Annotated in this window: 19 protein-coding genes; 9 read left to right on the forward strand and 10 right to left on the reverse strand. The window is 72.7% G+C overall.

Annotated elements, in window-relative coordinates:
* Positions 1 to 139: 139 nt before the first annotated feature.
* Positions 140 to 757 (reverse strand): flavin reductase family protein, encoded by a 618-nt coding sequence (locus tag AC51EU_RS14480; RefSeq protein ID WP_496267308.1) that lies wholly within the window; start codon positions 755 to 757, stop codon positions 140 to 142.
* Here AC51EU_RS14480 and AC51EU_RS14485 point away from each other — a divergent pair.
* Positions 756 to 1,196, forward strand: coding sequence for a hypothetical protein (locus tag AC51EU_RS14485; RefSeq protein ID WP_496267309.1), 441 nt, complete (start codon positions 756 to 758; stop codon positions 1,194 to 1,196). The genes AC51EU_RS14480 and AC51EU_RS14485 overlap by 2 nt on opposite strands.
* A gap of 24 nt (positions 1,197 to 1,220) precedes the next feature.
* Here AC51EU_RS14485 and AC51EU_RS14490 read toward each other — a convergent pair whose 3' ends face one another.
* From AC51EU_RS14490 to AC51EU_RS14500, 3 genes are all read right to left on the reverse strand, one after another.
* The gene (locus tag AC51EU_RS14490; protein WP_496267310.1) at positions 1,221 to 2,096 is read right to left on the reverse strand and encodes an oxygenase MpaB family protein; all 876 of its coding nucleotides are present in this window, start codon (positions 2,094 to 2,096) and stop codon (positions 1,221 to 1,223) included.
* Between the two features lie 306 nt (positions 2,097 to 2,402).
* Complete coding sequence (locus AC51EU_RS14495) at positions 2,403 to 2,735, reverse strand: sugar nucleotide-binding protein (RefSeq protein ID WP_496267311.1); 333 nt, start codon at positions 2,733 to 2,735, stop codon at positions 2,403 to 2,405.
* 74 nt (positions 2,736 to 2,809) lie between these two features.
* On the reverse strand, positions 2,810 to 3,226 hold the full coding sequence (locus AC51EU_RS14500; RefSeq protein WP_496267312.1) for a hypothetical protein: 417 nt from the start codon (positions 3,224 to 3,226) through the stop codon (positions 2,810 to 2,812).
* A 194-nt stretch (positions 3,227 to 3,420) separates the two neighbouring features.
* Between AC51EU_RS14500 and AC51EU_RS14505 the strand changes: the two genes are divergently transcribed.
* A complete protein-coding gene (locus tag AC51EU_RS14505) occupies positions 3,421 to 4,017 on the forward strand; it encodes a P-loop nucleotide/nucleoside kinase family protein (RefSeq protein ID WP_496267313.1) in 597 nt (198 codons plus the stop codon).
* Between the two features lie 181 nt (positions 4,018 to 4,198).
* Here AC51EU_RS14505 and AC51EU_RS14510 read toward each other — a convergent pair whose 3' ends face one another.
* The 4 genes from AC51EU_RS14510 to AC51EU_RS14525 all read right to left on the reverse strand — a co-directional run bounded on the left by AC51EU_RS14510 (position 4,199) and on the right by AC51EU_RS14525 (position 9,982).
* Complete coding sequence (locus AC51EU_RS14510) at positions 4,199 to 5,368, reverse strand: aromatic acid exporter family protein (RefSeq protein ID WP_496267314.1); 1,170 nt, start codon at positions 5,366 to 5,368, stop codon at positions 4,199 to 4,201.
* 113 nt (positions 5,369 to 5,481) lie between these two features.
* The gene (locus tag AC51EU_RS14515) at positions 5,482 to 7,311 is read right to left on the reverse strand and encodes a SulP family inorganic anion transporter (RefSeq protein WP_496267315.1); all 1,830 of its coding nucleotides are present in this window, start codon (positions 7,309 to 7,311) and stop codon (positions 5,482 to 5,484) included.
* Positions 7,312 to 7,767: 456 nt separating this feature from the next.
* The gene (locus AC51EU_RS14520) at positions 7,768 to 8,616 is read right to left on the reverse strand and encodes a glycoside hydrolase family 19 protein (protein WP_496267326.1); all 849 of its coding nucleotides are present in this window, start codon (positions 8,614 to 8,616) and stop codon (positions 7,768 to 7,770) included.
* A 109-nt stretch (positions 8,617 to 8,725) separates the two neighbouring features.
* Positions 8,726 to 9,982, reverse strand: a complete 1,257-nt coding sequence (locus tag AC51EU_RS14525; RefSeq protein ID WP_496267316.1) for a ricin-type beta-trefoil lectin domain protein — start codon at positions 9,980 to 9,982, stop codon at positions 8,726 to 8,728.
* 542 nt (positions 9,983 to 10,524) lie between these two features.
* On the opposite strand from AC51EU_RS14525, the gene AC51EU_RS14530 reads away from it, so the two are divergent.
* From AC51EU_RS14530 to AC51EU_RS14545, 4 genes are all read left to right on the forward strand, one after another.
* Positions 10,525 to 10,947 (forward strand): cysteine/serine endopeptidase inhibitor, encoded by a 423-nt coding sequence (locus tag AC51EU_RS14530; RefSeq protein ID WP_496267317.1) that lies wholly within the window; start codon positions 10,525 to 10,527, stop codon positions 10,945 to 10,947.
* Between the two features lie 188 nt (positions 10,948 to 11,135).
* Positions 11,136 to 12,077, forward strand: coding sequence for a LysR family transcriptional regulator (locus AC51EU_RS14535; protein WP_496267318.1), 942 nt, complete (start codon positions 11,136 to 11,138; stop codon positions 12,075 to 12,077).
* A 111-nt stretch (positions 12,078 to 12,188) separates the two neighbouring features.
* A complete protein-coding gene (locus AC51EU_RS14540; protein ID WP_496267319.1) occupies positions 12,189 to 13,361 on the forward strand; it encodes an NAD-dependent formate dehydrogenase in 1,173 nt (390 codons plus the stop codon).
* A gap of 165 nt (positions 13,362 to 13,526) precedes the next feature.
* A complete protein-coding gene (locus tag AC51EU_RS14545) occupies positions 13,527 to 14,456 on the forward strand; it encodes an N-acetyltransferase (RefSeq protein WP_496267320.1) in 930 nt (309 codons plus the stop codon).
* A gap of 60 nt (positions 14,457 to 14,516) precedes the next feature.
* On the opposite strand, the gene AC51EU_RS14550 is transcribed toward AC51EU_RS14545, so the two are convergent.
* Positions 14,517 to 15,341, reverse strand: coding sequence for a phosphoenolpyruvate hydrolase family protein (locus AC51EU_RS14550; protein ID WP_496267321.1), 825 nt, complete (start codon positions 15,339 to 15,341; stop codon positions 14,517 to 14,519).
* A gap of 27 nt (positions 15,342 to 15,368) precedes the next feature.
* Entirely contained in the window at positions 15,369 to 16,622 is a 1,254-nt protein-coding gene (locus AC51EU_RS14555; RefSeq protein ID WP_496267322.1) for a Tm-1-like ATP-binding domain-containing protein, read from the reverse strand.
* A 125-nt stretch (positions 16,623 to 16,747) separates the two neighbouring features.
* Here AC51EU_RS14555 and AC51EU_RS14560 point away from each other — a divergent pair, with 125 nt between their 5' ends.
* The 3 genes from AC51EU_RS14560 to AC51EU_RS14570 are packed head-to-tail and all read left to right on the forward strand — an operon-like array spanning position 16,748 to position 20,012.
* The gene (locus AC51EU_RS14560) at positions 16,748 to 18,172 is read left to right on the forward strand and encodes an aminotransferase-like domain-containing protein (protein WP_496267323.1); all 1,425 of its coding nucleotides are present in this window, start codon (positions 16,748 to 16,750) and stop codon (positions 18,170 to 18,172) included.
* Between the two features lie 58 nt (positions 18,173 to 18,230).
* Entirely contained in the window at positions 18,231 to 19,163 is a 933-nt protein-coding gene (locus AC51EU_RS14565; RefSeq protein ID WP_496267324.1) for a helix-turn-helix domain-containing protein, read from the forward strand.
* Positions 19,164 to 19,205: 42 nt separating this feature from the next.
* A complete protein-coding gene (locus AC51EU_RS14570) occupies positions 19,206 to 20,012 on the forward strand; it encodes a dioxygenase family protein (RefSeq protein WP_496267325.1) in 807 nt (268 codons plus the stop codon).
* Positions 20,013 to 20,048 lie beyond the last annotated feature (36 nt).

Genomic DNA, 20,048 nt, shown 5'->3' on the forward strand with positions numbered 1-20,048 from the left:
GGTGCGGGGAAGGAGACGGTCACGGCTGCTCCAGGTGTCCATCGCGCCGGGCGTCGCCGGCGGGCGTCACCCGAGAATCCCGGCCCCCGGGGGCGGGCGGCAAGCGGCCCGCAGGACAACCGCCGCCCTCCGCCGCGCGTCAGCGGGTGCCCGCGGGTCCCTGCCAGTCCGCGTGCCGGATGCGGTCCATGGTCTCGACGCCGCCGATCGTGCCCCATTCGTTCTTGCCGAGCCGGCTCAGCGGGCGCAGCGCGGTGAACTCGGGGTGTCCGTCGGTCATGACCTCTTCCGCCACCGCCGCGTGCACCACCTGCCCGAAGACGACATTGCCGTCGCCGATCCGGAGCGTGCTGTGCAGGACGCATTCCAGCGCCACGGGCGAGGCCGCGACGCGCGGGGGCTTGACCCGCAGGCTCGGTTCGGTGGCGATCCCGGCCTCCTCGAACTCGCTGACGCCCCGCGGGAAATCGGTCGCCGTGTCGTTGATCTGCGCGAACAGCTCCTCCGGCGCGAAGTTCACCACGAACTCCCCGGTCGCCTCCACGTTCACCAGGGTGTCCTTGCGTCCCACGCTGACGAACTGGACCACCGGCGGCGCCACGCTGGCGATGGTGAAGAACGAGTGCGGGGCGAGGTTGGCCACCCCGTCCGGGCCGGTGGTCGACACCCAGGCGATGGGGCGGGGCACGACCGTGGCGGTCAGCAGCTTGTAGAAATCGTTGCGGGGCATTTCGGCGGGATCGAAGTCAACGCGCATGGTGATCAGTATCCATGGGCGGGCCGCGGATCTTGTAGAGCATCCACGGCACCACCCAACCGCGAGGTTCGCCGGAAAGTGCCCGGTATCGGAACCGCCGAGCACCAGGTACCGACGCCGTGCCAGCCGCCGCCCTCGCCACTTCCTGGAAGGACTAACCATTGAGTCCGCCACCGCCTGTCTGGTTGTCAACCAGCTCACCTTCGGCCCTGCCGGCACCATGGACCTGCCCCGTCCCGGTGCCTACGAGGGCACCGCTTGGTGGACCGGACGCCAGGCCACCCGCGACCACTACGACCGCACCCTGGCCGAGCTGGCCGAACACCCCAATCCACATGCCCTTGACGATGCCTGGCGGAACAACCCCACCCCTGAGAGCTACGTACTCGACCTCCACTATGCGCGGGAAGTCGCCCCGGACGATGAAGGCGAAATCTAAGCCGGCGTTCGCATAGGGTTCGCCCTAATGTTCGGGGCCGATCTCGGTGATCTCGTAGTCGGCGGTCGGGAACGTCTTGGTCGGCAGCCGGTCCGGGACTGCGGGCTCGGTGCGCGGCCGGGACCGGCGCACGTACAGTGCGCGCGCCTTGAGTCCGATGTGCACGGCGGCGCGCCACAGTGGTGAGGGGGCCCGGACTCCGAACGCGAGCCGCTGGCCGTCGCTGAGCAGTACGGGCAGCATGCGCTCGGCGATGGGTTCGCACCGCTTCCGCAGAGCGGCCGGCAGCCAGAAGGTGAGCTGCTCCACCAGTGCCCCCCGTGTCGCCTCCCACAGCTGGCGGGCCTGCGGCGTGTGGACGACATGGGTCTTCTCGTACGCGTCGCGGAACCGCTCGAACTCCTCGTACGTTTCCGGGATGTTCTTCAGGCCCATGTGCTGCCCGAATGCCCGGTAGAAGAGCACTGCGGCCCGCCGCTCCTGGGAGGAGACACGCCGCCACCCGTATCGGTCGAGCCAGCGTTGCGGGGTGACCAGGGTGGTGGCCAGTACGAACAGGTACTGGTCGTTGGTGATGTCCCACTGTTCGCCGACGGCGTTGAGATGCTTGACCGAGTTCTTGTGAATCCGGTTCATCTGGCGTGCCGCGGCCTTCCCGCGCGCGTCCGCGAAACCGTTTCGGGACATCTCCCACATCAGCGTGGACATGTGGTCGAGCCGACGCTGCGTGTGCTCCACGATGTCGCCGGTCCGCACCAGCATCTTTGCGTCGTCCGGCGGGATGAGAGTGTCGTAGAACGCCAGCCATTGGCCGACACACAAGTCCCAGGGGAACTCGTAGAGGAAGTCGAGTAACCAGATCTTCTGGAAATCCTGCTCGGGGTCCAGTTCCTCGATCATGCGAAGTCGTCGAAAACGTTCTTCGTCTCGCGCCTGGTGATTTACTGCCATGATCGTTAAGACACTCCCCCGCTCCCGAACCGCTGCAGGGAACCGCCGCGCTGACGCGGGCAAGCTCTTGTCCCTGCCTGGCCGTTCCAGCTCACCACAGAATCCGCCAATCGGATCACAAGCGTGGGGATTGCGGTAACGACGCGGCCGGACGCATCTACCGGACGGTCACATCCGTGACCCTTCCCCAAGAACCGAACATCGGTCAAGATCACCCGAGTCGATGGTTCAGAACGACCATTTCATTCGGCCACATCAAGCTCGGCCGAAAGAACCGATGGCGGGCTCCTCGGACCAAGCCGCGAAGACGGGCAGCCGCAGCGCCTCGGCGAGCGCGTCCCGCCAGCGAGGCAGAGGCTCGGCGCCGCACGCAGCCCACCGGCCGTGGCCGAGGAAACTGAACGCCGGCCGGACGAAGGACAAGGAGGCAGTCGGCCGCACCTGCCCCGGATCCCGGCCGCACAGTGCCAGAACCGTGCGGGCCAGCTCGAACCACGTGGTGCGTCCCGACGCCGGGCCGTGGCACACGCCCGCCAGGGCCTGGCCGGAAAGCACCACACGTCCAAGGCCGACCAGGAGTACCGCCAAGTCAGCTTCCATATCCTCGCGGCAGCGCCATGCGCGGGGCTGCTGACGCCTCGGACTGTGTCGCCCCCCTCCCCTCACCTCGAACGACCGTCATCGAATCGTGCAGCTGAGATCCGAGAGACCCCCTTCATGGTTCGAAGCAAGGGAACCGAGGTCGCCATGACGAAGAAACCGAAGAGAGTGATGGGCAGCAGCCCGACCGGACGCAGCAGCCATGCCGGGTTCTCCTGCAGCCGCGGCCAGTTGACGATCCAGTTCGCGATAACGTCCAGCACCATCACGCCGCAGGCCAGACGGACACCCGCCGGACGAACGCCCCCCGCCAGCACTACGACCATCGGGTCGAGGACCGCCAGGCTCACGAAGAACGCCTGCAACGGCACCGGGGCGAAGGACGCATAGACGTGGATCCCACCGCCGAGCAGATCCAGGGAGTGGGCACCGGCTCCTTCAACGAAGCCGATCAAGTACACCGCGAGCGTCCATCTCACCCACCGTGGCTGTCCCCTCCACCGTTCCCGCGATCCACCCCTCACCAGACCAACCTACGCAAGGCGCCGGGCGGCGATCAAAGAATCGACCACCCCACACGACGAGCCGCTGCGCGGCTCCGGAACCACACCGCCTCCCCCGGCCCGGTCTCCCGCCGCCGGGCCGGTCTGGTCTCGTAGGCCCGTATCCGGTCGTGAGCGATGAGCGGCCGTCTTCTGCGGCAGCGGATCTTGATCATTGCCGTGGAAAGCCGGAGATCGGTATGTTCGTGCCGCCCATGTTGCGCGCTACCGGAGGGACCGGCGTGTCGGAGGCGGTCGTTCATCTGCTGTGCGGGCTCAACGGCGCGGGGAAGACGACATACGCGCGGCGCCTCGCCGCGCGACTGCCCGCCGTGCGGTTCGGGCTCGACGCACGGATGCTGCGCCTCTACCCGTACCGATACGACACCGCCGAGTACGCCGAGCGGGCCGAGGTGTGCAAAGAACTGGTCTGGGAGACGGCTGTGCAGGTGCTGCACACGGGATCCGACGTGGTGCTCGACTGGAACCAGTGGAGCCGCGCGCGGCGGGCGCACCGGCGCACGCGAGCCGCCGAGGCCGGCTTCGCCGCGCGCCTGCACTACCTCCGCGTACCGGTGGAGACGGCTGTGGCACGCGCTGAGGCACGGTCCGCCGAGGGCGCTCCCGATGCACACGTTCTCGATGGGGCTGCCGTGCGGCATCTCGCGTCGGTCTTCGAGCCGCCGACTACTGACGAAGGGCTACCGGTGAGCGTCATCGACGGCTGAGGGACGGCTGCTGCGGGGGCTCAGCTGTGAACGACACGCACGCAAGCTTCACCAGCGGTCGGCAGCCCTGCTGAGGTCTCGGATCGTCGACGTGCGCACGCCCGCGAACGGCTGCCGCAGCCGCTCGGGGTTCGGCTCGTACGGGCCGGCGGGGGTTCGGCGGCAGCCCCAGAGCCCGCCGTCACCGCGTGTCCGCGTCGTCCAGGTCGGCCAGCAGCCGTTCCACGTCGGTCATGAGCGAGCCGTAGACGTGCCAGGCGGCCGGCTTGGTCAGGGCGCCGCGGCCGATCAGGTCGGTCATGGTGTCGTGCCAGGCCGAGGCGCCCTCGATCGCGTGGCGCAGCCGCTCCCTCGGGGGCACGGCCGGCGGGGCGGTGTCCGTGTGCGGTTCCACGGTTCCCTGGACGGCCGCGGCCGCCAGGCGCAGGGTTTCGGCGTAGCGGTGGAGGAACTGGTGCCCCAGGTGGTGGTCGGCGCGGCTCTCGCGGGCGCTGTCGGCGAGGGTCCGGGCGATCTGGCGGACCTGGTGCGACACGCCGCGCAGGGCGTGGAGCTGTTCGCCGTGGCTCATTTCCCCGCGCCGTCCGCGCACGAGGCAGCGCGGGTTCCACCGCAGGCTCTCCTCGGCCTGGCGCACCCGGTCCTCCGCGTACGCCAGGCTCCGTTCGAGACTCCACGCCCGGTGGAGCCAGGCGCGGGCCCTCGGTTCGAGGCGTTCCCGGGTCAGGTCGGTGCCCATGTCGCGCAGGAGTCGTGCCATGGCGTGGGCGAGGCCGCGGACGGCGGAGCCGGACTCGTCCAGGAGGAGCGGGGGCAGGACGAGGGCGTTGACCGTGATCCCCACCGCCGCGCCGGTCAGGGTCTGGAGGACGGGGGTCACGAGTCCGCCCATCGGGTCGGTGGCCGTGGCGGCCAGGGCGACGACGGCGGTGGAGGCGACCTGGAGCCGGTCGTCCGCGGTGCGGCGGGGGCCCCAGAGGACGGCGATGAGGGCGATGACCACGACGGCGCCCGCCGTGGGGCCCAGCAGCCGGGCGGCCGCCAGGGCGAGGACCAGCCCGGCGATCTTCGCGGCGACGCTCTGCAGGGCGGTGGTCACGGACCGGTACACCGTGGAGGCGTTGACCATGAGCAGTGCGGTGGCGACCGCCAGGTACGGGCGCCCCTCGGCGGCCCACCGGCCCGCGACGGCCCAGGCGAGCAGCGCGGCGGTCAGGGTCTTGACGCCGTACACCCCGTGCCTGGGCCATCGGCGGCGGAGCCGGCCGGCGAGGCGGCGCGCCCGCACCGTCACCGCCGCCGGGACACGACCGGGCCAGATAGTTGAAAGCTGCACAACATCGATCGTCACACCGTTTCCGCGCTTCGCGTACGTGACATCCACCACGGCCGCCCGGAGGGAGTGCCCCCGGAGCGTCGGCCCGCCGGGCGTACGCGCGGGGCGGGCCGGCGGCGTCCCGGCGCTCAGGAGGCCCCGGGGGCGGAGCCGGACGGCGGCAGGGCCGCGACGGGGGCGCCGGCGTGGGCGAAGACGAGGGCATCGGTGACGGTGGTGAACGTCTGCTGCCGCTGGCTTCCCCACTTGTCCAGTACGCCGAGCGCTCGCAGGTGGGTGCGGTGGGCGTCGCTCACCCCGGAGAGCAGCACCACGGCGGCCCTGCGGAGCTGGAGGTCGACGGCCTCGGAAAGCGCGAGGACCGCGGTGGTGTCGAGGACGCTCACCCGCGCCATGTCGAGGATGATCACGTCGTCGTGCGACTGCACCACGGGCCGCAGCAGCCGGTCGGCGGTCGTGAACAGCAGCGGCCCGTCGAACCGGTAGATCCCCGTGCAGGTCCGGGCGTCCGCGGGAAGCGGCGGGGTGACGGAGGGGCCGGGCCGGTGCAGGACCTGTGTCTCGTCGACCCGGGCGCTCCGGGTCACGGTGTGCAGGGCGAGGACCATGGCCAGGACGATGCCCGTGATCACCGCCGTGACGAGATCGACGGCGAGGGTGAGGGACGCGGTGAGGGCCGCGATCGCCATCTGCCCCCGGCCGGCGCGGCTCAGGGCGCGCAGCGCTTCGACATCGACCATGCGGACGGCGGTGGCGATGAGCACGCCCGCGAGCGCCGGGAGGGGGACCGCCGCGACCACGGGGGCGACGGCGTACAGCACGAAGGCGATGGCGGCGGCGTTCGTCAGGGCGGCCAGCTGGGAGACGGCGCCGGAGCGGATGTTGATGCCGGAGCGGCAGGCGGTGCCGGTGGCCGCCACACCGCCGACGAACGGCACGGCGAGGTTGGCGATCCCCTGCCCGAACAGCACCCGGCCGGCGTCGTGCCGCTCGCAGCCGCTCATCACATCGGCCGCGGCCGCGGTCATCAGGGACTCCAGGGCGACCAGCGCGGCCACCGTCAGCGCCGGGGGCAGCAGTTCGGGGACGAGCGAGGGGGCGAGGAACCCGGCCGAGGGCGCGGGCAGTCCGGACGGCAGCTGGCCGATCCGGGCCAGCGGTAAGTGCGCGGCCTCGGCGACCACGGTGGCGACGGCGACCGCCACCAGGGAGAACGGCACGTTCGGGCGCAGCCGCGCGCCGGCCAGGCTGACGGCCAGCGTGGCCGCGGCGACGGTGAGGGCGGTCCAGTCGGGACGGGCGAAGAACCCGGTCACGGCCTGTCCGGCGGTGAGGGCGACGGCCTCGCCGGCCGGCACGTCCCTGCCGAGCGCCGGGGGGATCTGCTGGGCCGTGATGACGAAGGCGGCGCCGACGACGAAGCCCTTGACGACGGGGGCGGGCACACAGCGCATGTAGCGTCCGGCGCGGGCGAACGACAGGACCAGCAGCACCAGTCCGGCGAGGCAGCCGGTGGTGAGGACGCCGGGCGCCCCGTGGGTGTGCGCGATGGGCGCCAGCACCACGGCCGTCACACCGCTGGGCCCGGTGATCTGCAACCGTGACCCGCCCAGGACGGCCGCGAGGCCGCCCGCGACGACGGCGGTGGCGAGCCCGGCCTCGGCGCCGAGGCCGGAGGCCACCCCGAACCCGATGGACAGCGGCAGCGCGGCGACCGCCACGGTGAGACCGGCGAGGACGTCCTTGCGCGGGGAGCGGCGCACGGCCGCGAGGTCGTCCCGGGTGGGCAGGAAGCGGCGCATCCGGGCCCGCGCGGGGTGCGGCGTACGGCGTTCCGGGGGGCGGTTCCCGGTGCGCGGGGGCGCGGTGCGGGCCACCACGGTGCCGCCGGTGTGCCGCGGTCCTTTCCCGGTCCCGGGGGACCGTCCGGCCGGTTCGTCGCGTGTCCATCTGCGCATGGTGGTTCTCCGCCTTCCTCATCGGCCGTGTGTGTCCGGCCTTTTCGCCGGCACGGCGAAGCGTCCCGGGAATTCCGGGGCAGGAGATATGGGGAAACGAGTGAAGGGTGAATCGGTCCGACCGTGCGGGCACAAGGGCGACACCGGTCCGGTACCGTGGAACGGGCCGCCGCGTGGGGCGGGACCGGGTAATTGACGGTGTTTTTCCTGCGGGCAGCAGGCATTGTTCACACTGCCAGCCGGATTTCCTTCCGTACAACCCGGCAATGGAGTTCGGGGGGTACCCCTCACGCGCCACGGAATCGGGCGGAGAACAATCCTGGGAACGGGTGCGGGCCGCCCCTCGGTAACGGCCGGAAGGTGACTGCCGCCGGCGTGCGAAAAAGGGGGGCGGGGCGGAGGATGTCCTCCGCCCCGCCCCTTCCGGCCGGGAGCGCGGCCGGTTTTCGTGCCCGTTCAGCAGTACAGGTTGCCGCCCGGGGTCGTCCCGAGAATCTGGGTGAAGCGCTGGTAGCTGTCCACCCGGCTCTGGACCTGGCCGGGGTTGCCGCCGTTGCACTCGATGGAGCCGTTGATGCTGCGGATCGTCTCACCGAAGCCGCGACCGTTGACGATGGCGTCGTGCGGCGTCATCGTGCCCGGGCCGTTCTGGGTGTTCCAATACCACAGCGCGGTCTTCCACGAGACGGCCGGGTCGGTCTGGACGAGCGAGGGGTTGTGCAGCAGGTCGATGCCGAGGGCGTCGCCCGCCGCCTTGTAGTTGTAGTTCCAGCTCAGCTGGAGCGGCCCGCGCCCGTAGTAGGCGTCGTTGCCGGCCGGGCAGCCGAACGGCTGGTTCGCGTCGCAGTAGTGCGGGTAGTTCGCGGTGTTCTGCTCGACCACGTAGACCAGGCCGCCGGTCTCGTGGCCGACGTTGGCGAGGAAGGCCGCGGCCTCCTGGCGCTTGACGGTGTCACTGCCCGTGTTGGCGAAGCCCGGGTAGGCGCTCAGGGCGTCGATCAGGCCCTTGTACGTGTAGAAGGGGTTGCGGTTCGGGAACATCTGCTGGAACTGGCTCTCGCTCACCGGGAAGCCGGACGGCTGCGGCGTGGGATCGCCACCGCCGGAACAGGTGTAGGGGGACCAGTACCAGGTGCTGATCAGCGGGTCGTAGCCCGGGTTTTCGTGCGACGCGATGTAGTACTTGCCGTCGGTGTAGCGGACGACGGTTCCGGCGGGGTACCACGTGCCCGCGCTCCAGGCGGCCGCGGTGTCGCAGCGGCCGGCCGCGCTCGCCGTGGTGGCGGCCGGGCCGGCGACGACCATGCCCACCAGGGCGAGCAGCGTCAGCAGGAGGCCGGTGATACGGGGTCTTCTCACATTCGCTCCAGACGGGAAACGGGGTGGTGGCGAGCGGACGGCCGCGGCCGTCCGCTCAGGAGCCGAGCGACCACTTCTGGTTGGGGGCGCCCGAACAGCTCCAGATCTGGGTGGGGGTGCCGTCGGCCGGGTTGTGGTCACGGACGTCGAGGCACTTGTTCGCGGGCAGGTTGACCACGTCATGGGTGGTGGCGTTGTACGTCCAGCGCTGGGCGCCCGTGCCGTTGCAGTCCCACAGCTGGACGCGGGTGCCGTCCGCCGTCGAGGCGCCGGCGGCGTCCAGGCACTTGCCGAGGGCGCGGATCGTGCCGTCGGTGCCGACCGTCCAGCGCTGTGCGGCGTTCCCGTTGCAGCTCTGGAGCTGGACGGTCGCGCCGTTGGCGGTGTTCGCGCCGGCCACGTCGAGGCACTTGCCCGCGAGGCCCTTGAGTGTGCCCGCCGTTCCCCCGCTGTCGGAGGTGGTGACCTTGACGTGGTCCACGACGAGCTGGGCGGGGAACCGCGTCGCACCGTCGGGGTCGCCGGGCCAGTCGCCGCCGACGGCGAGGTTGAGGATGAGGAAGAAGGGTTTGTCGAACACCCACTTCCTGCCGCCGAGGTCCGCGGGGGTGCGGCGCTCGTAGACGGTGCCGTCCACGGACCAGGTGATCGCGCCGGGCTCCCAGTCGACGGCGAAGGTGTGAAAGTCGTCGGCGAACGCCCTGCCGCCGGGGAGGGTGTACGCGCCGGTGACGCTGTCGCCGCCGAAGTAGCCGGGGCCGTGGAGGGAGCCGTGCACCGTGCCCGGTTCGGAGCCGACGTTCTCCATGACGTCGATCTCGCCGCTGTCCGGCCATCCGACCCGGCCGATGTCGTCGCCGAGCATCCAGAACGCGGGCCACATGCCCTGGCCGCGGGGGATCTTCATGCGGGCCTCGGCGTGGCCGTACGTCCGGGAGAAGCGGCCCGCGGTGTTCAGCCGGGCGGAGGTGTACTCGCACCGCCCGTACCAGCACTGGTGGTTGCCGGGGTTCTCGCGGCGGGCGGTGATCACCAGGTGGCCCTGGCCGTCGAGCGCGGCGTTGGCGTTGCCCGCGGTGTAGTACTGGCGCTCGTGGTTGTTGACGTTGTCGCCGGTCTCGGTCTGCCACTTGCCGGGGTCGGCGGCGGCACCGGCGGGGCCGTCGAAGGTGTCCTCGAAGGCCGTGGCCCGTATCGCGTCCGGCTGACGCGCGGCCGCGGTTCCGGCGGGCGCCCAGCCGAGGACGGCGGCGAGCAGCACGACGGCCAGGGCGGCGCCGCGGAGGGGACGGTTGCGCATCCGTAACGGCATGGAGCATGCCTTCTCTCTGCACGACGACCGGTGTGCGACGGACGGCCGCGGGCGCCGGGGCGCACCAGGGTCGTTCACCTTCAGGAAGTGAAAGCCCTCACCGGATTCCTGTCAACGCCGCCTGCCCACAAGGGCATTCTCCGGACACCAGGATTGCCCGATACGTCATTGCGTGAATCCGGCCGCGTTCCCGTCACGGCGGTGATCGCGATCCGGCCGCGCGGGAAAAGCGCCGGAACGTGGCGGGGCGCGGGGCCTTCCGGCCCGGGACGGGGCCCGTCCGGCATGGCCGTCCGCATGATCCCGGCGCTTTCACCCGTGAGTTCAGGACAACTGCCATCACGGGGCCTTGCGGGGACGCCGGGCCCTGTGACATTCATGTGCCGAACTCAGAAGGGCGTCGGCAACTGCTTTTCCCGGGAAATCCGCGCGTCGTTGTGCCGCGCCGGCGGGAGTGCCGGCGTCCCGCGGTTTCCCCGGCGCCGGGCGGAAAACGGTCCGGCGGCGGGAGAGTCCGAACGGAACACCCCCAGGAGGTTTTCATGCGTGGAATCAAGAGAATGGGCCGGGCCGGCGGTGTGCTGGCGGCCGCTCTCGCCAGTGTGGTGCTCGGCACGGGAACGGCGTTCGCCGATGTCCCGATCGGCCAGCCCATGACGGGCAACATGACCTTCTACAACGACAAGGGTTACGGGGCCTGCGGCACGCCCATCGACGCGTCGTCGGAGGACCTGGTCGCGGTCTCCCCGTCGTGGTGGACGTCCGCCAACCCGAACAACGATCCGCTCTGCCAGGGCATATCCGTCGAGGTCAGCTATCAGGGGAAGACCATCCGTGTTCCGGTGCGGGACAAGTGCTTCTCCTGTGACGCGAACCATATCGACCTCAGTCAGACGGCGTTCCAGAAGCTCGCTCCCCTGGACGCCGGCAACATCAGCGGCATCAGCTGGAAGTTCGTCCGCTGACCGTCCGCCTGGCACCGATGAACCGGTGACCCCGCCGCCGGAAGGCGGGCACAGGGCGCTGTTCCTTGTCCCGTGGTCCCGCGGCACGAATCCCGCCCGCCCCGCGCACGATGTCGCCGCCGGGGCGGGCCGGGCGCGCGGCAGCGCCCGGGCTGGACGCCGCCCGCCCCGCCCGGTCAGGGTGAGGCATGCTGCTGCGCCAACTCGAATACCTGGTCGCCCTCGCCCGTGAACGCCACTTCGGGCGGGCCGCCGACGCCTGCTGGGTCTCCCAGCCCTCACTGTCCGCGGCGATCCGCAAGCTGGAGCACGAACTCGACGTGCCCATCGTCCGGCGCGGCCGCCGCTTCGAGGGGCTGACGCCGGAGGGCGAGACGGTGCTGTCCTGGGCCCAGCGGATTCTGGCCGAACGCGACGCCCTGGAGCAGGAACTCTCCGCCCTGCGCGGCGGGCTGACCGGCACCTTACGCCTGGGCGTCATCCCCACCGCGCTCACCGCGGCCTCCTTGCTCACCACCCCGTTCTGCGCCCGGCACCCCCGGGTACGCGTCGATCTGCGCTCCCTTCCGGCCGGTGAACTCACCCGGAAGCTCGCGGACTTCGAACTCGACGCGATCGTCACCTACCTCGACGGCGACACCCCCGGCCCGCCGCACAGGATCCCTCTGTACGAGGAGCGCTATCTGCTGCTGACGCCCGGGGACGGGCCGCTCGCCGGGGAGCCGGCGGTCGGCTGGGCGCAGGCGGCCGCGCTGCCGCTGTGCCTGCTGTCGCCGCGGATGCGCAACCGGCGGATCATGGACGAGTGCTTCGCCGCCGACGGCGCCACCGCCCGCCCGGCGGTCGAATCGGACACCGTCGCCGGGCTGTACGCGCATCTGGCGGGCGGCGGCTGGTCCAGCGTCATCTCCCATGCCTGGCTGCACATGTTCGGGGTGCCGCGGGGGATGCGGGTGGTGCCGCTGCGGGGGCCGGCCCACGGCCCGCGCGTCGGCCTGGTGATCGCGGCACACGACCCGGAACCGGTACTGGGCCGCGCCCTGGGCGAGGTGACACGCCGGGCCCGGGTGCGCGAAACCCTCGACGCGCTCCTGGAACGCCATGTCCGGCCACGCCCCGAGGACGGGTGACAGGCGCCGTCTATCGCGCCATAGCGACATTCGCTTTGACCCCCGCGACGGGGGCGGAGGACCGTGGACAGCGCTTCCCCCCTCCCCATTTCCCAGGACGAGGAGCCTGCCATGGCCAAGGTGCTGTGTGTGCTGTACGACGACCCGAAGGACGGCTACCCCACCACGTTCGCCCGCGACGACCTGCCCCGCATCGACCGCTATCCCGGCGGGCAGAGCACCCCGACGCCGCAGGCCGTCGACTTCACGCCGGGGCATCTGCTCGGCAGTGTCACGGGCGGACTCGGGCTGCGGGACTTCCTGGAGAGCCGCGGTCACACCCTGGTCGTCACCTCCGACAAGGACGGCGCGGACTCGGAGTTCGACCGGGAGCTGCCGGACGCCGACATCGTCGTCTCGCAGCCCTTCTGGCCCGCCTATCTGACGGCCGAACGCATCGCCGCGGCCAAGAAGCTCAAGCTGGCCGTCACCGCCGGGGTGGGCTCCGACCACGTCGACATCGACGCGGCCATCGCCCGGGGCATCACCGTCGCGGAGGTGACGTACTCCAACAGCGTCAGCGTCGCCGAGCACGCCGTGATGATGATCCTCTCCCTGGTGCGCAACTACCTGCCCTCGCACCGCGTCGCGTGCGAAGGGGGCTGGAACGTCGCCGACTGCGTGACCCGCGCCTACGACCTGGAGGGCATGCACGTCGGCACGGTCGGCGCGGGCCGTATCGGCCTGGCCGTACTGCGCCGGCTGGCGCCCTTCGACGTCCGGCTGCACTACACCGACCGGCACCGGCTGCCGGCCGCGACGGAGCGGGAACTCGGCCTCGTCTTCCACCCCAGCGCGGCCGACATGGTGCCGCACTGCGACGTCGTCACCGTCAACGCCCCGCTGCACCCGGAGACCGAGGGCCTCTTCGACGACGCGCTGCTCGGCACGATGAAGCGCGGCACCTATCTCGTCAACACCGCGCGGGCCCGGATCTGCGACGAGGACGCCGTGCGGCGGGCCCTGGAGAGCGGCCGGCTGGCGGGCTACGCGGGGGACGTGTGGTATCCGCAGCCCGCGCCCGCCGACCACCCGTGGCGCACCATGCCGCACCACGGCATGACCCCGCACATCTCCGGCTCCACCCTCTCCGCCCAGGCCCGTTACGCCGCCGGTACCCGCGAGATCCTGGAGTGCTGGCTGGAGGGCCGTCCGCTGCGTGAGGAGTACCTCATCGTGCGCGGCGGCGCCCTCGCCGGGACCGGCGCCCACTCCTACACCGCGGGCTCCCCCGCCGGCCGGTAGGCCCCCACCGCGGCCGGCCCGCCGGGGCGCACTCCGGCGGGCCGGTCCTTGCCACGCCCCGACGCGTACGGGTGTGCGAGGGCGCCGCGGGGTTGGGCTATGCTGGCGGGCATACCGCATCGCATGGCGGCCTCCACACGTTCGTTCCGTATCCGGAGGTTTTCCGTGCCCGCGTCCGCGCCCACCGTGCGCCTCTTCCACCGCGACGACCGCGACCAGCTCACCGAGCTCGTCAACGCGCATGCCGCCGCCGTCGTCCCCGGTGTCTCCGTCTCGGTCAACACCGTGCTCGGTCATCTCGCCCGCCGTCCCGACGAGTTCGTCACCGACCCGTGGGTGGCCGAGCGCGTCACCCTCGTCGCCGAGGAGCGGCGCTGTGTGGTCGCCGCCGCCCATCTGCTGCGCTACCGCGACGACGACGAGGTCGGTGAGGACTACCGGGGCACGGGAGAGATCAGCTGGTTCCTGTGCCACCCGTCCGCCTCGTTCCGGCCCGGCGCCGAGGACGCGGCGGACCGGCTGATGGCCGGCTGCCTGGCGCAGCTGGCCCGCTGGAACGTGCGCGGCCGCCACGCCGACGGCGCGCTGCCCGCCCCGGGCGTGTGCGGGGTGCCCGAGGTGTGGCCGCACGTCCGGGCCGTCCTCGAACGCGCCGGGTTCCACCACACCGGCGGCACCGAGGTGCTGCTGATGGCCGAGGTGGCGGCGCTGCCGCCGCTGCCCGCGACGCCGCCGGTGCCGGGCCTGGAGGTGCGCCGTTCGCTCGGCGCCCGCGGTACGCGGCTGACGGCCGTCGCCGACGGCGGCGCGCTCGGGCACATCGAGATCGGCACCACCCTCGACCGGCCCGAGCGCCTCGCCCGCAACGGGGGCCTGGCCGACATCGGCGACCTCGACGTCCCCCCGCACCCGCGCGCCGCGGAACTGGAGGACTGGCTGCTGGCGCACGCCGCCCGCTGGCTGCGGCTGGCCGGGATCGACCGGCTGCTCGCCTACGAGGCGGCCGACGACACCGAGGCGCTGCGCCGGCTGGCCGCCGCCGGGTTCCAGGAGCTGACCCGTACGGACCGGGGTTGGGAGCACCGGGCGGCATGAGGCCCGCGGCGGTGCTCCCGGGTTCTGCGGGGGCACCGCCGCGGCGGGACGCCGCCGGGCTCAGCCGAGGGTGAGGGACTTGAAGGCGCGGGCCTGGTCGGTGATGGCGCGTTCGGTGGGGAGGCGTTCCATGGAGGAGGCGCCGAAGAAGCCGGCGATGCCGGACGTGTGGTCGAGGACGTAGCGGGCGTCCTCGGGTTCGGCGATCGGGCCGCCGTGGCAGAGCACGATGATGCCGGGGTTGACGCGCTTGGCGGCGTCGTGCATCTCCTGCACGGCGGCGGCGGCCTGGTCGAGGGTGAGCGCGGTGGTGGCGCCGATGGAGCCCTTGGTGGTGAGGCCGACGTGCGGGACGAGGACGTCGGCGCCCGCGCGGGCCATGTCGGCGGCCTGGTCGGGGTCGAAGACGTAGGGGGCGGTGAGCAGGTCGCGTTCATGGGCCTGGCGGATCATGTCGACCTCCAGGCCGAAGCCCATGCCGGTCTCCTCCAGGTTCTCGCGGAACGTGCCGTCGTAGAGGCCGACGGTGGGGAAGTTCTGCACGCCGGTGAAGCCGGTGGCCTTGAGCTGGTCGAGGAAGGTGCCCATGATCCGGAAGGGGTCGGTGCCGCACACCCCGGCGAGGACGGGCACGTCCCGGACGACGGGCAGGACCTCGCCGGCCATCTCCAGCACGATGGCGTTGGCGTCGCCGTAGGGCAGCAGGCCGGCCAGCGAGCCGCGCCCGGCCATCCGGTAGCGGCCGGAGTTGTAGATGATCAGCAGGTCGACGCCGCCGGCCTCCGCGCACTTGGCGGACAGTCCGGTGCCCGCTCCCGCGCCGATGACGGGCCGTGAGGCGGTGACCTGTGCGGTGAGACGGGCGAGGGCTTCTGTGCGGTTCACGAGGGGCTCCTGTTCGGTGGTGCGGGCTCAGGCGGTCGCGGCGGCGCGGTCCTGAGCGGTGATCAGCTGGTGGAGGCGGTCGGCGGCGGCGGTGGCGAAGGCCGGGTCGTTGAGGTGGGCGTCGTACTCCTCCAGTGCGACGCCGCTCCCGTCGAGGGCCGTGCGCAGGGCGGCGAGGCAGGCCGCGTCGGCGTCCGGGTCGTGGAAGGGGCCGCCCGGGGCGTCGACGGCGGAGACGCCGCCGCGCGGCCAGAGGACGGCGGCGGGGCCGGTGGCCGCGGCGAGTTTGCGGCCGATTTCGGTGCCGAGGGCCGCCATCTCCCCGGGGGTGGTGCGCATCAGGGTGACGGTGGGGTTGTGGACGAGGAGGCGGCGGTCGGCGAAGCGCTCCGGGACGGTGTCCCGGGGTCCGAAGTTGACCATGTCGAGTGCGCCCGGGGCGACGACCTGGGGGACGCCGGCCCGGCCCGCGGCGGTGAGCCGGTCGGGGCCCGCGCTCAGCACCCCGCCGACCAGGTCGTCCGCGAGTTCCGTGGTGGTGAGGTCCAGGACCCCGGCGAGGAAGCCTCCGGCGGCGAGCTTCTCCAGTGCCCGGCCGCCCGCCCCGGTGGCGTGGAAGACGAGGACCTCGTAGCCGAGGTCGTCCAGGCGCTGCCGGGCCGCGTCGACGGCGGGGGTGGTGACGCCGAACATGCTGGCGCCGATCAGCGGGCGTCCGGGCGGCTCCGGGTGGTCCAGGCTCCGTTCGTGGTGGGCGGCCGTGCCGGCGGCCGCGGCCGCGGCGTTGCCGAGGATGCGGGACGAGACGGAGTTGATGCCCGCGATGTCGACGACGCTGTACGTCAGGGTGATGTCGCTGGCCCCGACGTACGGGGCGACGTCCCCGCCGGCCATGGTGGACACCAGCAGCTTGGGCACGCCGACGGGCAGGGCCTGCATGGCGCGGGCGGCGATGAAGGACCCGCCGCTTCCGGCCACCGCGAGCACCGTGTGCAGCCGCCCCCGCCGGTACAGGTCGGCGAGGACGTGTGCGGCGCCCTCGGCCATCGCCGTCACCGCGGCGCCCCGGTCGCCCCGGGCGCGCAGTGCCGCCAGGTCGTGCCCGGCGCGGCGCGCGACGGTGGCCGCGTCCACGTCGGCGGCGGGGGTGCCGTCCGGTGGCGGCATCACCCCCGCGTCGACGATCACGACGTCGCACCCGGAGTCGCGCAGACGCGTCGCGAGCCACGCGTACTCCGCTCCCTTGGTGTCCAGTGTTCCGACGAGCACCACGGTCGCCATGTCCCTGCTCCTTCGAACGGACGGTGCTCCCGATCATGCGGCCGGCCCGGGAGAGCGGCAAAGACCACTTGGGGGCGATTGGCCTGCGCGCCCCCGCGGGTCACGGGCGGGCGATGATGGGGGGTATGGACCGGATTCCTCCCACTCGTCTGTCGCGGCTGCTGACCGGATGGTCCCGGGGCGGTACGGAGGCGATGCCGCGGCTGCTGGCGGACGCGCTGCGCGAGCTGGCGCAGCGCGGTGACGTGGCGCCCGGGACGGTCCTGCCCTCGCAGCGTGCCCTGGCGGCGGCGCTCGGCGTCAGCCGCAGCACGGTGACGGCGGCGTACGGGCTGCTGGAGGCGGCGGGGTGGCTGGAGAGCCGGCAGGGCAGCGGGTCACGGCTGCGGGGGTCGGGGGCGGTGGGCGAGCCGGTGACCGAGGGACGGCTGGCGAGTTTCGGGACCAGGGACGGCGGCATCGATCTGTCCAGCGGCGCGCTGGACGGCCTGCCCGCGGTCGCGGAGGCGGTCGGTGACCTGTCCGCCGGTGACCTCGCGGCCGCGCTGGACGGCGACGGGTACCTGCCGTACGGGCTGCCGGAGCTGCGGGAAGGGATCGCCGCGTACCACCGGGCCGCCGGCCTGCCGACGTCACCGGAGCAGATCCTGGTCACCGCCGGTTCCCAGCAGGCCGTCTGGCTGGTCGTCCAGGGGCTGGTGGAGCCCGGCGACACCGTCGTCGTGCAGGACCCGACGTACCGGGGCGCGCTGGAGGCGCTGCGGGCCCGCGGTGCCCGGCTCGTGCCGCTGCCCGCGGACGCCCCGGACGCGGGCGCCACGGCGCTGACGCGGCTGACCGGCCACATCCGCCCGCGGCTGGTCTACCTCCAGCCTGCCCTGCACAATCCGACCGGCCGCCGGATGGACGGACCGGCCCTGCGTGCCTGGGCCGAGGTGCTGGCCGGGCAGGGCCTGTACGCGGTGGAGGACAACGCCTACGCGGAACTGTCGCTGCGCGACGACGCGGCGCCCGGCTGCCTCGCGGCGCGGCTTCCCCCGGCCGCGACCGCCACCATCGGCACGCTGTCCAAGCTGTTCTGGGGCGGGCTGCGGGTGGGCTGGGTCCGCGCGTCCGTGCCCGTCGTCCGGCGTCTGGCCGATCTGAAGAGGTCCGTCGACCTGTCGTGCCCGGTGGTGGACCAGATGGTGGCGGTGGCGCTGCTGCGGCGGCTGCCCCAGGCCCGTGCCCTGCGCCGTTCCCGGTTGCGTGCCCGTCTCGCGGAGACGGGGCGGCTGCTCGCCGCCGGGGCGCCGGGGTGGCGCTGGGAGCGGCCCGAGGGCGGGTCGGCGCTGTGGGTGGAGATGCCGGGCGCGGACGCCGAGGCCACCGCCCAACTCGCCCGCCGCGCGGGGGTCCTGGTCGTCCCGGGGCCCGCGTTCTCCGCCGTGGACGGTTTCCGCCACCATCTGCGGCTGCCGTTCGCGGACCGGGACGGTGCCCTGGAGCGGGCGCTGCCCGTCCTCGTCGACTGCGCGGAGCGGACCCGCCGCGACGGCGCGGGGGCCTGATCCGGGTGCGGCCGGTTGACGCCGGGACGGGTGTGCCGTGCCGTCGTACGCTGTGCGGATGGGGCGAGGGAGGCGGGAGCGGACGCGACCAGGGCCGGACGGCCCCGTGCCGTTGCACCGGCTGGACGTGCCCATGCCCGGCATCCTGCCGTTCGCCATCGGCTCCTTCGACACCATCGGGCCGCTGTCGCGGGCGGACTTCCCGCACCGCCACACCTTCCACGAGATCGTCTACGTCACCGGCGGCACCGGCCACCATGTCGTCGATCTCGCCCGGTTGCCGCTGCTGCCCCCGCAACTGTGCGTCGTCGCGCCGGGCCAGGTGCACCACTGGGAGGCGTCGGGACTGTGCGGCCATGTCGTGCTGTTCACCGACGACTTCCTGCTCGCGCACCCCGGGGACCGGCAGCTGCTGCGCCGGCTCGACGAGCACCCCGGGCTGCGCCCGGACGGCGCGCAGGCGGCGCGGCTGCTGGCGCTGGTGGAGGAGATGCGGCAGGAGTTCGACCAGCGGGCCGAGGGGTTCGTCTCGGTGCTCCAGGCGCAGTTGCACGTCCTGCTCACCCGGGCGGCGCGGCTCGCCGGCGGGCGGCGCCGGGAGGCGGGAGAGAGCCGGGCGCACGTCGTGGCGCGGGAGTTCGCCCGGCTGCTGGCCGCGCCCGGTGGTACCGAGCGGTCGGTGAGCGCGCACGCCGCCCGGCTCGGCGTCACCGTCGGCCATCTCAGCGACGCGGTGAAGCAGAGCACCGGCCGTACGCCGGGCCGGCTGATCCGCGAGGCCCGGACACTGGAGGCCAAACGCCTCCTCGCCAGCACGGAACTGACCGTACGTCAGGTGGCGCGGTACGCGGGGTTCGCCGACCCGGCCTATTTCTGCCGGTTCTTCCGCCGGGAGACCGGGGTCAGCCCCGGGGAGTTCCGCCGCGGGACACAGGGGATTCACCACGTTCACCGCAGCGAGTCCATCGATCCGCCCGGCCCGTCCGCCTAGCGTCGTCCCGGGGACGTACACGACTCCCGAGGAGGACCCCCGATGGAGGACGCACGTGTTCCACAGCAGGGCGGACGGCCCGCGGGCATCAGCCGCAAGCGGCTGCTCCAGGCCGCGGTGGCGGCGGTGCCGCTGCCGATGCTGCTCGGCGGTGTCGCCCTGGCGCGCGACGCCGGGGCGGCGCGCGAGCCGCTGACGCCCACCCCGTTCTGCGACGACGGCGACGACCCGACACCGCCGCAGATCGAGGGCCCGTACTTCAAGCCGGACTCCCCCGAGCGGACCTCGCTGCTGGAGCCGGGCCTGCCGGGCACCGCGCTGACCGTCAGCGGCTTCGTCTTCGGGCGGACCTGCCGTCCCGTCGCCCACGCGCTGCTCGACTTCTGGCAGGCGGACACGGACGGCGCGTACGACAACACCGGGTTCCGGCTGCGCGGGCACCAGTACACCGACGAACGCGGCGCGTTCACCCTGGAGACGATCGTGCCGGGCCTGTACCCGGGACGTACCCGGCACCTCCACGTCAAGGTGCAGGCCCCGAACGAGCGCATCCTCACCACCCAGCTGTACTTCCCCGGCGAACCGCGCAACCAGACCGACCCGATCTTCGACCCGGCGCTGCTGATGAACGTCCGCCAGGCGGGCCCCGGCCAGGAGGCGACGTTCGACTTCGTCCTCGACATCGGCGGGCAGCCCACCGACCCCGGCGGCACCTGGGCGGCGGGCACCGCCTACCGGCAGGGTGACCAGGTCACCTACGGCGGTGTCACCTACCGGTGCGTCCAGGCGCACACGGCGCACGCCGGCTGGGAGCCGCCGTCGGCCCCGGCGCTCTGGCAGCGCGTCTGATCCCCGGCGGCGGACGCGGGCGGGGCGCCCCTCCTC

Source organism: Candidatus Streptomyces philanthi (assembly GCF_059553635.1).